Source organism: Mycobacterium sp. SM3041, assembly GCF_039668335.1.
In the GTDB taxonomy this organism is placed as follows: Bacteria; Actinomycetota; Actinomycetes; order Mycobacteriales; family Mycobacteriaceae; genus Mycobacterium.
Window position 1 is genome coordinate 139,907 of the sequence record NZ_JAYXBQ010000076.1, and the last position, 12,694, is coordinate 152,600.

General features: G+C 63.7%; 12 protein-coding genes. 6 read left to right on the forward strand and 6 right to left on the reverse strand.

What is annotated here, in order from left to right; genetic code table 11:
* Positions 1–62 precede the first annotated feature (62 nt).
* Positions 63–413: a DUF3349 domain-containing protein gene (locus tag VXD91_RS26215; protein ID WP_212813792.1), complete on the reverse strand. Its 351-nt coding sequence runs from the start codon at positions 411–413 to the stop codon at positions 63–65.
* A gap of 98 nt (positions 414–511) precedes the next feature.
* Between VXD91_RS26215 and VXD91_RS26220 the strand changes: the two genes are divergently transcribed.
* Together VXD91_RS26220 and VXD91_RS26225 are read left to right on the forward strand one after the other, a co-directional pair.
* Positions 512–706: a hypothetical protein gene (locus VXD91_RS26220; RefSeq protein ID WP_318986138.1), complete on the forward strand. Its 195-nt coding sequence runs from the start codon at positions 512–514 to the stop codon at positions 704–706.
* Between the two features lie 476 nt (positions 707–1,182).
* Entirely contained in the window at positions 1,183–1,833 is a 651-nt protein-coding gene (locus VXD91_RS26225) for a hypothetical protein (protein WP_346416766.1), read from the forward strand.
* Between the two features lie 37 nt (positions 1,834–1,870).
* Here VXD91_RS26225 and VXD91_RS26230 read toward each other — a convergent pair whose 3' ends face one another.
* On the reverse strand, positions 1,871–3,394 hold the full coding sequence (locus VXD91_RS26230; RefSeq protein ID WP_318986136.1) for a serine/threonine-protein kinase: 1,524 nt from the start codon (positions 3,392–3,394) through the stop codon (positions 1,871–1,873).
* A gap of 754 nt (positions 3,395–4,148) precedes the next feature.
* On the opposite strand from VXD91_RS26230, the gene VXD91_RS26235 reads away from it, so the two are divergent.
* The 4 genes from VXD91_RS26235 to VXD91_RS26250 all read left to right on the forward strand — a co-directional run bounded on the left by VXD91_RS26235 (position 4,149) and on the right by VXD91_RS26250 (position 8,273).
* On the forward strand, positions 4,149–5,354 hold the full coding sequence (locus VXD91_RS26235; protein ID WP_318986135.1) for a peptidase: 1,206 nt from the start codon (positions 4,149–4,151) through the stop codon (positions 5,352–5,354).
* A 3-nt stretch (positions 5,355–5,357) separates the two neighbouring features.
* On the forward strand, positions 5,358–6,044 hold the full coding sequence (locus VXD91_RS26240; RefSeq protein WP_318986134.1) for a DUF4333 domain-containing protein: 687 nt from the start codon (positions 5,358–5,360) through the stop codon (positions 6,042–6,044).
* A 72-nt stretch (positions 6,045–6,116) separates the two neighbouring features.
* A complete protein-coding gene (locus VXD91_RS26245; protein ID WP_318986133.1) occupies positions 6,117–7,721 on the forward strand; it encodes a serine/threonine-protein kinase in 1,605 nt (534 codons plus the stop codon).
* A gap of 72 nt (positions 7,722–7,793) precedes the next feature.
* The gene (locus VXD91_RS26250) at positions 7,794–8,273 is read left to right on the forward strand and encodes a hypothetical protein (RefSeq protein ID WP_212813784.1); all 480 of its coding nucleotides are present in this window, start codon (positions 7,794–7,796) and stop codon (positions 8,271–8,273) included.
* A 3-nt stretch (positions 8,274–8,276) separates the two neighbouring features.
* Here VXD91_RS26250 and VXD91_RS26255 read toward each other — a convergent pair whose 3' ends face one another.
* The 4 genes from VXD91_RS26255 to VXD91_RS26270 all read right to left on the reverse strand — a co-directional run bounded on the left by VXD91_RS26255 (position 8,277) and on the right by VXD91_RS26270 (position 12,470).
* A complete protein-coding gene (locus tag VXD91_RS26255) occupies positions 8,277–8,981 on the reverse strand; it encodes a GAF and ANTAR domain-containing protein (RefSeq protein WP_244872851.1) in 705 nt (234 codons plus the stop codon).
* A 41-nt stretch (positions 8,982–9,022) separates the two neighbouring features.
* Positions 9,023–9,997 carry a class 1b ribonucleoside-diphosphate reductase subunit beta gene (gene nrdF / locus VXD91_RS26260; protein ID WP_029119887.1) on the reverse strand — a complete coding sequence of 325 codons (975 nt, stop codon included), beginning with the start codon at positions 9,995–9,997 and terminating at the stop codon, positions 9,023–9,025.
* Positions 9,998–10,119: 122 nt separating this feature from the next.
* Positions 10,120–11,640 (reverse strand): NAD(P)/FAD-dependent oxidoreductase, encoded by a 1,521-nt coding sequence (locus tag VXD91_RS26265; protein WP_346416767.1) that lies wholly within the window; start codon positions 11,638–11,640, stop codon positions 10,120–10,122.
* Between the two features lie 95 nt (positions 11,641–11,735).
* Entirely contained in the window at positions 11,736–12,470 is a 735-nt protein-coding gene (locus VXD91_RS26270) for a TetR/AcrR family transcriptional regulator (RefSeq protein WP_212814740.1), read from the reverse strand.
* Positions 12,471–12,694 lie beyond the last annotated feature (224 nt).

The following is a 12,694-nucleotide window of genomic DNA, read 5'->3' on the forward strand; positions in this document are numbered from 1 at the left end:
GGGTTTCTCGTCAACGCCGAGGATTGCAGTCAAATACTGACTGCAATCCTCGGCGTAACGCGTTATCGGCCGTCTGCGCCGGGGCGGGCGTCAGGCAACAGGTCCATAGCGGCCAACGGCCAGCCGGCCGCGGCCAGTTTGGCAGCCACCCGCGCGACGTTCTCCGGGCCGGCGTCATGGTGGGTGACGTCGGCGATGAACTCGGCGATGTCGTCGCGCTCGATGGGATTGTCGACGTCGGCGGGCGCTGAGGCCTCGGCGATATTGCGCACCACTTCGGCCACCTGCTCCTCGGTCAGCGGCGTGGCCCGCAGCAATGCCAGCAGCGGCACCCGGTCGGGGCCTGGGACCCCCTCCGGGTAACCGGCACGCAGCCAGTTCAGTACCGAAAGCAGCAGCGACTTCGTCGACACCCGGTAAGTCTCGCCGTTGCCCGGTCAACCCACCACTGGACGCGCCGGCATCTGGGGTTTTCGCGTCTGCTCTCGGAGTACCGGCCACAATCTCCCTTGTGCCCGACGATCCGGTAGACATCCTGCAACGCTGGGAGCTTGCAGGGGGCGTCTGGCGGGTCATCGGCCGCCGTGCGCACGAACTGACCATCGGGCTGTTCCAGTGCGACGGCGGTGAGCGGGTCGACGTGATCCGCTCCGGCGATGCGGCGCTGCTCGCCTTCGTCGGCGACCGGGAGTCCAACGCGGACTGACCAACCGGCCCGCTCGGCCGCGTCGGGAACAGACTCAGGTTGGAAAATTCGCGCCGGGAGCCCAGTTCAGGGCGTCGTATCGTTGACTCAATCGTCGTCGTAAGCGTGTTGGAGGCAGCCAGGTGAGGACACCGCGCACCGGCTTCCGCGCTCGCGATGACCTCGAACCGGCCGTACCGGACGAGTCACGGCGACGGCCACGACGATGGCGACACGTCTTAGCCGCACTGGTCGGAAGCTGCCTCGCGTTACTCATCGTTACGGGCGGGATCGTTGTCGGACTTCGTGTTTCGTCATCACGACCGCTGGTGTCGCCACCCTCATCCAGCCCCCACACAACGAGCGCGCCAGCGGTTGCGTTGCCAAGTCCCTCGCACACAGCTGCCGCTCCCGACTCCTCCAGTGATTCGCGCAACCTCCGCCTTTCCTTTGCTCAGCTACAGGCGGCCCTGGGCGGTCGGCTCGGAGTAACACTGATGCCAATTGGCGGTGGCGGACCGGCGATGTCGTTCGGCAATTGGGCCCGTGGCCCGGCGTGGTCGACGATGAAGGTGCCGCTCGCGATAGCCGCACTGCGTCAAGGAGATTCAGCCTCGGCAAGCGAGCCGATCAAAATCGCAATCACCCAATCCGACAACGAAGCGGCAGACGCCATCTGGCGTGGCCTGGGATCGCCCGACACCGCTGCGGAGAAGGTCGACGCAGTGCTGCAGGAAGCCGGTGATCCGACCCGAGTTCAGTCTTACCGAAGCCGGCCCGAATACAGCGCTTTCGGGCAGACCGTCTGGTCGTTGGAGAATCAGACTCGGTTCCTAGCTGCCGCAGCATGCGACGACCGAAGCGCGCCGATCTTCGACCTCATGGGACAGATCGCCAGCGATCAGATGTGGGGCCTCGGCACCATTCCTGGCGCCCGGTTCAAGGGCGGTTGGGGGCCGTTGGAGGCGGGTGGATACCTGGTACGCCAACTGGGTGTAATCGATACCGGCTGGGGCCGGGTCGCGGCAGCAATTGCCGTGCAACCGAATTCGGGGACGTTCACCGATGGCATCGCTCAGCTGTCGCAAGTCGGACGCTGGTTGAAGGAGCACTCAGCGGAGCTGCCTGCGGGCCGTTGCCGGGCCTGAACTCACTGCAGCAGGACACCGGGCGCACCCCGCCGCCTCAGTAGATGTATACCCGGGCGTTGTTTCCGCCCACGCAGGTCACCCAGTTGTCGGTGCCGTAGGCCGCACACTGGACCACAAAGTTTGGCCCGCTACAGGTGGCGCCGTCAACGGTGCGGCAATCCACGGCTCCGGGTGCCGATACCGTCCGTGGCGCACGAACGACGCCGCCGTAGTGATCCCAATACGAACCGAGGACACTTCGAGCGAAGAAACATGATGTCTCCGCAGAACCTCGGCCCGAACGCGTTCCCCATCCCGACCTGGACGTCAGCGACCAGCCGGCATCGCAGCTATCGTGTGACGCGCTGTTATCCGCGCCGGTCACGAGCGGTGGCGTTCCACTCGACGAAGGCATCGGCGGTGCAGGCACAGGTAGAGGCATGGGCGTCTGCGGAGCGGGCGGTTGTTGCGCAGGAGGCGCGCCGATCGTCGAAACAGTTTGGCCAGGTGAGGAAGTCGCGACCGCGTTCGTGTTGTTCTGGCCAGCAAGCATCCCAATGACGATGCCTATTCCGCCTAGCATCAATGCGCCAACCGCTCCGATCACCGCCGGCACCACCCACCGCCCCCGTTGTTCGGAATGCGTCGCTCCGACAACCACCGTCGGCCCGGTCAGGGGCTCAGAGTCATGGCGAGGAGGCGGGGGCACCACCAACTGCTCTCGCTGCATGGTCGCTGACTGCTGCCACGCAGCGCCTGCGTCGCGCAATGCTCGATGCGCAGCGCGTGCCAACGCCCCAGCCGTGCCGTAGCGATCATCGGCCTCCTTCGCCATGCCGCGAGCGACAACGTCATCGAGTGCGGTTGGAACGTGTGGATTGATCGCACTCGGACGCGGCGCCGGCGTGGAAAGGTGTGCAGCGATTACCTGCTCAAGCCCTTGGCCGGGGAATGGCGCACGGCCGGTCAGCGCCTCGCACAGCACACACGCAAGCGCGTAGACGTCGACGGCTGGCGTCGTGTCGTGTCCCCCGAATCGCTCGGGGGCCATGTACGCCATCGACCCGATTTGAGTTCCGGTCATAGTTAGCCGCGAATCCCCGTGAGCCTCGGCAATCCCAAAATCGACTAGGTATGCGAAGTCTCCCGCCGTGACCATGATGTTCTGCGGTTTCACGTCGCGGTGAATCAACCCAGCGGCGTGAGCGGCGTCCAGCGCCGAAGCGATGTGGCCAACTATTGCTACCGCTTGTTCCGCAGGCAGCGGGCCTGACTTGAGCATGTCGTGCAGGGTTTCGCCGTGCACCAACCGCATGTCGATGTAGAGGCGGCCATCGACCTCACCCCAGTCGTGGATCGGAATAACGTGTGGTTCCTGCAGGATTGCGGCAGCACGTGATTCGCGCTGAAACCGTTCGCGGAAGCGCTCGTCCTGCGAATACTGATCGGACAAGATCTTCAGCGCGACAGTACGGTCCTTGCTGGTGTCCACAGCTTCGTAGACCTCGCCCATGCCGCCGACACCGAGCAGCCCGGTGATTCGGTACTTACCGAACTGCTCACCGTTGCGCTTAGTCACGTAGCCCCCTGCAGACAAGTTCCTATTCGCAGCCCGCCCACCCCGGCCATCCGACTGCGATCAGCAAGGCTCCAGTGAGCGCCACCGATGTCGATCAGCATAAAACCAAACATTCTGCTCACTACCAATATTGACCAGTAGGCGCATTTGCCCGCGATCAATAGCCCTGTGACGAGATACTCGATCTATACCTGCAGTCGCCACCAGACTGCACACCGCTGCACCACGATAGAAGGGTTCGATGAGCTATCCGCACGACCCGGCGAGACACGGCAGACCAGCGTCCGACCAGCGCAGACCTGTCGGCCAGCCGACAGTGATGCATCCGTCCCCGTCGCCTGCGGCTCGGCATGCAGCGCCCACAGCGCCGAACGCGATCATCGGCTCGATCCGCGTCGTGGAATTCAATTTGAGGTTTGCCCCGTATGCGAAGTTCGGCTGCGCGTGCTCGTCCAACAGGCCGGATGCTCGATAGCCCGTGTCAGCATCGGCGCAACCACGACCTCCGATCGAACGTCCGGCGCTCGGCGCCAAAGGCGTGACAGTCAGACTGATCTCGGTCGTGGCAGCCTTCTTTGTGTCTGCATGTGGGCACACAGTCGTTGCCGGACAACCACTTTCGGCACGGTTCAATCCACAAAAGGTCAGCGGACTGACTGTATCGGACGGACCAAGTGGCCCGAGACCTGACAGCCCCGCACCGACTGGACGTGTCGCAAATACCGATGACGGTAGCTTTGATCGGTTAGCCCTGTTGGCCATCAACGATGTCGAGTCGTTCTGGAAGATGCAGTACCCCAAATCGTTCGGACAACAACTCAAACCCGTCAGCCGACTCGTCTCCTCAGATGGTGACGAACTGGCCGGGTACACATTGTGCGGAAGCCCCGAAGGCAACGCCGTGTACTGCACCATCGACAACTCAATCGGGTGGGACCGGTCGCAAGAGACAGGGTTGGTTCCGCCGGCGCTACCGTTCTTCGGCGCGATCGGCGCGGCAGGCGTTTTCGCGCATGAGTACGGCCATGCCGTTCAATTTCAGGCGGGCCTACCGATCCGCTCTCCCACGCTGATAAAAGAACAGCAAGCCGACTGTTACGCCGGGGTATACACGCGCTGGGTCGCTGACGGCGATTCTGCGCGGTTCGTGGTCAGTACAGGAGACGGCCTCAATCATCTGCTTGCCGGTCTCTTGGCAATACGCGACCCGCAAGGCGAATCCGACGATCCAGATGCGCTTCTCAAACAGCACGGCACCGGACTGGATCGCATCAGTGCCTTCCAAATCGGATTCGAGCAGGGAGCTCGCGCCTGTTCGGCGATCGATCGGGCCGAAATTCAACGACGGCGAGGCGATCTGCCTCGTAACCTGTTCGATGCCCGAAGCCCGAACAGCGACATCACCATCGACCAGAGCACGTTGGCCACGCTCGGCGAAGAACTCCACAAGATCCTGCAGCCTGCGAACCCGCCTGGGCTCACGACTGGCGGAGCGTCGTGTGACGGAAGCCGGTCTACCGCGGTCGCTGTGTACTGCCCTGACAGCAACACCGTGGCAATCGACTTGCCGGCACTACAGCAGATCGGCGCGCCCGCAGACGAACGCAGCCATCGACTCCTGCAGGGCGACAACACCGCAATATCCGTAATCGCTTCCCGCTATGCGCTGGCCAGCGAGCACGAGCGCGGATTGCCGCTCGACACGCCGCAAACCGCGATGCGCACCGCATGCCTCACCGGAGTTGCGCAACGCGGCATGGCGCAGCCAGTTTCCTTGCCGTCAGGTCCGGGTTTGATGCTCGGCGCCGGCGACCTCGATGAAGCCGTCGCAGGGCTGCTGACCAATGGAATAGTCGCCAGCGACGTCAACGGCACCCCGCTCCCCGCTGGCTTTACCCGCATTGCCGCCTTTCGCATCGGAATCCTCGGAACAACCGACGACTGCTTCCGGAGGTTCTGACTCATGAACGACAACACCTCAAACACGGAAAACGCCACCTCGCGGATCACGCAGCCGCAACGCGAACCTTCAGCGCCGGCCAACCAGCCGAACCACGATGAATTGCCCTGGTGGCAAACCATTTATCAGCCGCCGCCTGGGTCATTCCACAACATCCCGCAGCGCCGGCCACCTATGCGCCCCGTCCGCCCGTTTGCTTCCCCTAGAAGTTCGGCCATCGCACCCCGTGCTCGACCAGCGTCGCAGGATGCTCGCCTCCCGCCACCGATTCCACAAAGCGCCCCGGTGGGACCACCTGTTGGCCCGGCACAACGAGGCCCTGCATCGTCAACGGCCCGGTTGAAACACCAATCCAATGGGCGCCGCAAACTCATTGGCATCGGAGCGGCAGTGCTTGCCGTCGAAGCCGTCGCGCTCCTGGTCGGCATATCGATGCTCCGCACCTCGAAGACGATCGAACTCGACATCAATCAAGCGCAACGAGGCGTGGAACAGGTCCTGACCGACACGGTGAGTGGCTATGGCGTTACGAACATTTCAAACGTCAGGTGCAACGGCGGCGTCAACCCACCCGTCAAGAAGGACGGCACCTTCAAATGCGAGGCCACCGTCGACGGCCGCCAGCGACAGATCACGGTGGTGTTTGTCGACGACGGCGGGACATATGAAGTCGGAGGTCCGACCGGCTGATGACTCGACTGGAATGCCCAATAACAGCTGATGGACAACGCAATTCCACGATGCACGACAAGGACTCTGACCGTGATTGCACACACTGACCGGATCGGAACCGAATTCGGAAAATATCGGATTGTCGACATGCTCGGCAAAGGTGGAATGGGCGAGGTCTATGAAGCCTTCGATACGGAGAAGAACCGCACCGTCGCGCTGAAGATCCTCGCCGCACAACACGCTGATGACGATCAATTCAGAGCGCGGTTCCTGCGCGAATCACACGCGGCAGCGATTCTGCAGGAACCGCATGTGGTGCCAATCCATGACTGGGGCGAGATCGACGGAAATTTGTACATCGATATGCGGCTGATCCAGGGCGCTACGCTACATGAGCTGATCAAGACTCAGCCGCTTGAACCGCAACGGGCTGTATCGATCATTCAACAGATTGGCGCTGCCCTCGACGCCGCACATGCTGAGAGGCTGCTGCATCGCGACGTCAAGCCCCAGAACATCATCGTCACCTCAGCCGACTTCGCATATCTCGTGGATTTCGGTATCGCTGAAGCCCAAGGCGACACACACCTCACGATGGCCGGCACTCAGATCGGGTCGTTCTCCTATATGGCTCCCGAACGATTCGACGACGCACCATGCTCACCGGCGTCGGACGTCTACTCGCTGGCTTGCGTGCTGTACGAATCCGTCACCGGCGAAACGCCCTTCGCTTCCACCAGCCAACAACATGTGATCGCCGCACACATTGCCAAACCTCCGCCACGCGCCAGTTCAATCAATCCACACCTCTCGCCTGCATTTGACGAAGTCATCGCACGTGGCATGGCGAAAGATCCGGACGACCGTTATGGCAGCGCCGGAGCACTGGGGCGAGCTGCGCTCCGGGCGCTCACACCCGGTGTCCACACACCGGCATTCGCCGACGCGAACACCATGGCCAGACCCTATTCAGCGCCTGTACAGGCGATCGACAGCGTGCCCGCAGTACCGACCGGTCCGACCGCTGCTCACGAGCGAAACGATACCGATCGTCCAGCCCGAAACATGACTGTTCCGCTTGTAGTCATCGCTGCAGTGGCGGTCCTGCTCCTCGGCGCAGTTGGCATCGTCGTCGGCATGCTGGTCTCCCGGAATTCCAATCAGAACGCGGGCGCCCCGACAACAGTCACCGTCGCTCAACCAGCTGCCCAGGCATCGATGTCGCCAATCGTGTCGCCATCTATGCCGCCGCCAGCACCGTTGCCGCTGCCCAAGCCAGCGCCCTCCGCGCCGTCGGTTCCCACCATCGACCAGGAAACGTCCAGTACCGCTCAATTGGGCCAGCTGGTCGCAAACGACCGGCCGTACGTTGCTGCCGTACTCGCCGACTTTTGGATCCCGCAGTTGAGCGCAAAACGACCCGGAGTCGTCGACCAAGGCGTGGTCTGGGACAACACTCTTGCACTGCAGGAGCATCTTCGGCTGCGGCAGCGGTACAACGCGAAGCTGCTGTGGTCCGGCGATTGGTCCACATTCGACGGCAGAAATTTCTGGGTAACGGTCGTGCCGATTACCTTCAGTGATTCAAGCGGGGCGCTGTTGTGGTGCGAGGCCCAGGGATACGATCGAGACCACTGCATTGCGAAGATCGTGAGCAACACACGGCCAGTTGCGGGCAGTACTGCCACGAACTGAGCGAAGCCACCGGGCGATCCCAGCGTTTGCACAAGTTGACGGAATTTACTGTCACGCATTAATACTTGGAGCATGACGTCCGCTCGCCGCCGTGCTCCGCTGCCCCAGCTGGCCCTTGCCGGCGTGGCCATCGCCCTGCTGCCGACGGGCGTCGCGCAGGCCGATCCCGAGCCGGTACCGGCACCGGCTCCCGTATCCGCCGGCGTCACCGGCGTCCTCAACGACTGGCAGAAGTCCGTCTGTGCGCCAGGCAGTTTCAACCAGGACGATCCCGCGATCGCCGCCCGTGACTGGCCCGGCGCGGTGCGAGCGGGCACCTGCGCGAGCGCGGTGAATCCCGGCCTGACCAACGGCCTGTGGATCACGCAGTGGACCGCCAACAGCGACATGACCTCGGCGCTGCAGCGCAATTTCATGGCGCTGTTCGCATCGGCCGTCAGCGATCAGACGGCGATCATCACCTTCGCGGTGGCCAGCCCCGAGGCGCGCAAATCCCTTGAGCCGCTGACGAAATTCGGGTTCACCATCAACCCGGTGCCGCCGCTGGCCTGACGGTCAGCACTTGCCCGACGACACCTGCCCGGCGAGCTTCTGCGCAAGGACCGCCACCGGGGTGTTCGATTCCTGCGACAACCGAGTCAGCATGTTGAACGCCACCACGGCATTGACCTGGAAGCGCTCCATGATGATGCCCTTGGCCTGGCCGATGACGTCCCGGCTGCTCAGTGCGCTACGGAAGTCGACCTCGCGGCGCACGCTGTCCCAGGCCAGCGCCGCGTGCGTGGCCAGCACGTAACCGACCTGCTCGGATTCCTCGTCGAAGGCGTTCGCTGCCCGGGCGTACACATTCAGTGCACCCAACATCTTCTGTGACGTGAACAGCCGAAAGCACAGCATCGAGCGGATCGGGGTCACCCGCATGGCGTCGGCCGCGAACTTCGGCCAGCGCTGCTCGGTGCTCAGGTCGCCGACCTCGACGATGTCGCGCTCCCACGTCGCGCTCAGGCACGGGCCTTCCAGGTGGCGCTGCTGGATGGCGTCGAGCATCACCGGGTAGTCGTGCGTGGTGGCCTGTGTCTCCACCTTGCCACTGTTGGTGTGGCCCAACGTGATACCCGCATATTGGGCGCCGGGGACCTCACGGACGGCGGCCTGCACCACCTGGTCGACGAGGTCGGATTCGGGTTGCGAGGTGTCGTGCAGTTCGCGCGCCATGGCGGCGATTCGGTCGAACGCCTCGGGTAGGTCGTACTCCGTCATCGCCGCCTCCCGGCGTCAGCCGCAAGGGTGTGCGGCCCCTATTAGAAGTCCCAGTCGGAGTCTTCCGTATTGACGGCCTTGCCGATGACGTACGACGAACCCGAGCCCGAGAAGAAGTCGTGGTTCTCGTCGGCGTTGGGCGACAGCGCCGACAGGATCGCCGGGTTCACGTCGGTCTCGTCGCGCGGGAACAGCGCTTCGTAGCCGAGGTTCATCAGCGCCTTGTTGGCGTTGTAGCGCAGGAACTTCTTGACGTCCTCGGTGAGGCCGACGCCGTCGTACAGGTCCTGGGTGTACTCCACCTCGTTGTCGTACAGCTCGAACAGCAGCTCGTAGGTGTAGTCCTTGAGCTCGGTCCGCTTGGCCTCGTCGACCGCTGCCAATCCGCGCTGGTACTTGTAGCCGATGTAGTAACCGTGCACCGCTTCGTCACGGATGATCAGGCGGATCATGTCGGCGGTGTTGGTGAGCTTGGCGCGCGAGGACCAGTACATCGGCAGGTAGAAGCCGGAGTAGAACAGGAAGCTCTCGAGCAGCGTCGAGGCGACCTTGCGCTTGAGCGGCTCGTCACCCCGGTAGTACTTCATGACGATCTCGGCCTTGCGCTGCAGGTTCGGGTTCTCCTCCGACCAGCGGAACGCCTCGTCGATCTCGACGGTCGAGCACAGCGTCGAGAAGATGTTGCTGTAGCTCTTGGCGTGCACCGACTCCATGAAGGCGATGTTGGTGTAGACGGCCTGCTCGTGCGGGGTCAGCGCGTCCGGGATGAGGCTGACGGCGCCGACGGTGCCCTGGATGGTGTCAAGCAGCGTCAGGCCGGTGAAAACCCGCATGGTGAGCTGCTTTTCGCTGTCGGTGAGGGTGCCCCAGGACGGGATGTCGTTGGACACCGGCACCTTCTCCGGCAACCAGAAGTTGCCCGTGAGACGGTCCCAGACCTCCGCGTCCTTGTCGTCCTGCACGCGGTTCCAGTTGATCGCGGAGGCCCGGTCGATCAGCTTCATACCTTCAGACACCGTGACCCCATTTCGCCTGGAACTGTGTTTGCCGGATCGGCACCACAGACACTACCCCTGGTGTCTGTCATCGCCGAACACCGCTAAAAGTTGTGTTCGCGTGTCGCGCCCGCGGAGCCGATTCAGCGAATGAACTCATACTCGGTCGACTTGAATTTCCGGGTTTCCAGCCAGTACTGCCAGGTCATGCCGCTCCACAGGGTGCGGTTCACGCCGTGCTCGTCCATGTACCAGCTGTGGCAACCACCGGTGCTCCACACCGTGCCGGCCAGGTTCTGCTGCAGTTCGGCGTTGTACTCGTCCTGGGCGCGGCGGCTCGGCATCAGTGCGGCGGCGCCCGCCTTGTCGGCCGCGGCGATGGCCTGCGCGGCGTAGCGGATCTGCGACTCGATCATGAACACCACCGAGTTGTGGCCGAGCGCGGTGTTCGGGCCGAGCAGGAAGAACAGGTTCGGCATGTTCGCCACGGTGATGCCGCGGTGCGCCGCCATGCCCTCGCGATTCCACCGGTCGACCAGGTCCTCTCCCCCGAGGCCCTTGATGTCGACGTAGGTGTACGAGTCGGTGACGTGGAAACCGGTGCACCACACCACCACGTCGACGGGATGCTCGACGCCGTCACGGGTGACGATGCCCCCCGCGGTCATCCGCTCGATACCCTCGGTGAAGACCTGTGTCTTCGGGTTGGCGATGCCGCGATAGTAGGTGTCGGAGTTCAGGATTCGCTTGCAGCCCGCCACGTAGTTCGGGGTCAGCTTGCGACGCAGCTCGGGGTCTTTGATGCTGCGGTTGATGTTCCATTTGCCCAGCAGCTCACCGATTTTGAGGAGCCGAGGCTGCTTGGTCATCGCGAAGCCGACGCCTTCGTGGATCCAGTAGATGGCATCCCGCATGAGCGCGCGCGTACCCGGCACCCGGCGGAAGGTGTTCTTCATCCATTCCGGAAAAGCGTTGTTGGGCCGCGGCATGACCCACGCCGGGGTGCGCTGGTACAGGTGCAACTCGGACACCTGGTCGACGATCGCGGGCACGATCTGGATGGCGCTGGCGCCGGTCCCGATCACCGCGACGCGCTTGCCGGTGATGTCGACGCTGTGGTCCCACTGTGCGGAATGGAAAGCGGCACCGGCAAATTCGTCGCTGCCTTCAATTTCGGGAACCGCCGGGATGTGCAGGCCGCCCGCACCGGAGATGAGGAACTGCGCGATGTACTCCTGGCCGTCGGTGTCGTAGACGTGCCAGCGCCGCTCGTCTTCGTCCCAGTGCGCGCGGTCGACATGGGTGTTGAACCGGATGTTGCGGCGGAGGTTGTGCTTGTCGGTGACGCCCTTGAGGTAGTCGAAGATCTCGGGCTGGAACGACCACATGTGCGTCCAGTCGGCCTTCGGCTCGAAGGAGAACGAGTACATGTGTGACGGGATGTCGCACGCGCAGCCCGGGTAGGTGTTGTCGCGCCAGGTGCCGCCGACCTCGTCGGCCTTCTCCAGGATCAGGAAGTCGCGCTCGCCGAAGCCCTGCTTGCGCAGCGCGATGCCCATGCCCAGACCGGAGAAACCGGACCCGATGATCACCGCGCGCGTCACGATGGGCTCGGCGGCCTCGTTGCCGACGGACTGCGCTCCAGTTGACTGCTCGACCGTCATGAACCTGCTCTTTCCTGGGAACGGCGGTACCGGATACTGCACAGTCTCCGGTCCGACCCGCGAGGTGTCAACGCACCACGTCAGGAACGGAATCGTCAGCCGACGGACTCTTCGCGGCGCACCGCGTCGTGCACCGGCAGGTCCAGGTCGAACCGGATGCCGAGCAACCTGGCGGTGCCGTTGATGGCACCGATCATGATGGTGGTCATGTGCGCGACGAACTGGTCGCGGGGCAGCCGGCGCGGAGTTTCATCACTACCGCCGAGCCACCAGTCGGTCGCCGATGCGGCCGCGCCGAACAGCGTGAACGCCGCCAGCTCGAAGATGGCCGAATCCAGATCCATGTCCTTGAGTTCGCCGCTGATCATGGCGGCGATCGCCAGGGTGATGTCGCGGCCGCGGTTGACGGTCGTCATCGCGGCGGCGGACTGGTCGGCGAACCTGCCCTGCAGCAGGAAGCGCACCACGTTGGGGTGCTGGTCCACCAGGTCGACGTAGTGTTCGACGGCGCGGCCGATGATCTGCCCGGTCGAATCGTGCTCGATGTCGATGGACGGAATGACGGCCGCCCACAACATGTCGCGCATCCGCTCGCCGATCTGCGAGAACATGTCGGATTTGTCGGCGAAGTGCCGGTAGATCTTGGGCTTGGCGGTGCCGGCCTCTTCGGCGATCTCCCGCACACTGACGTTCGGGCCGAGCCGGTCGATCGCGCGGAAAGCGGCGTCGACGATCTCCTCGCGGACCTTGAGCCGGTGTTCGCGCCAGCGCTCGCTACGGGCGTCGACCTTCTCGGGCGCACCCTTGGGCGGAGTGACCTTCACCTGCACGGTGACCGACGGAACGTTCACGCCCGGCACACCAGGAACTTTCACCCCGGCCTGGATGCCGGTGCGTGGAAGAGATGGCCTGCGCACCCCGCCACTGTACCGGGCGGGCCAAATCTGACCTGCTCAGACTGCCCGGCGCGGCGCATGTCACACCTTCGGACGCCTCGTCACAGCCAGCGGATCAACAGGCTGCACGCGTAGCATCGGCGTCAGGCCTCGCCCGA

Bases quoted from the DNA above. Each gene is read 5' to 3' on its own strand.
- VXD91_RS26225 (WP_346416766.1), top strand. From the start codon at position 1,183: ATGCCAATTGGCGGTGGCGGACCGGCGATGTCGTTCGGCAATTGGGCC.
- VXD91_RS26240 (WP_318986134.1), top strand. From the start codon at position 5,358: ATGAACGACAACACCTCAAACACGGAAAACGCCACCTCGCGGATCACG.
- VXD91_RS26250 (WP_212813784.1), top strand. From the start codon at position 7,794: ATGACGTCCGCTCGCCGCCGTGCTCCGCTGCCCCAGCTGGCCCTTGCC.
- VXD91_RS26255 (WP_244872851.1), bottom strand. From the start codon at position 8,981: ATGACGGAGTACGACCTACCCGAGGCGTTCGACCGAATCGCCGCCATG.
- VXD91_RS26265 (WP_346416767.1), bottom strand. From the start codon at position 11,640: ATGACGGTCGAGCAGTCAACTGGAGCGCAGTCCGTCGGCAACGAGGCC.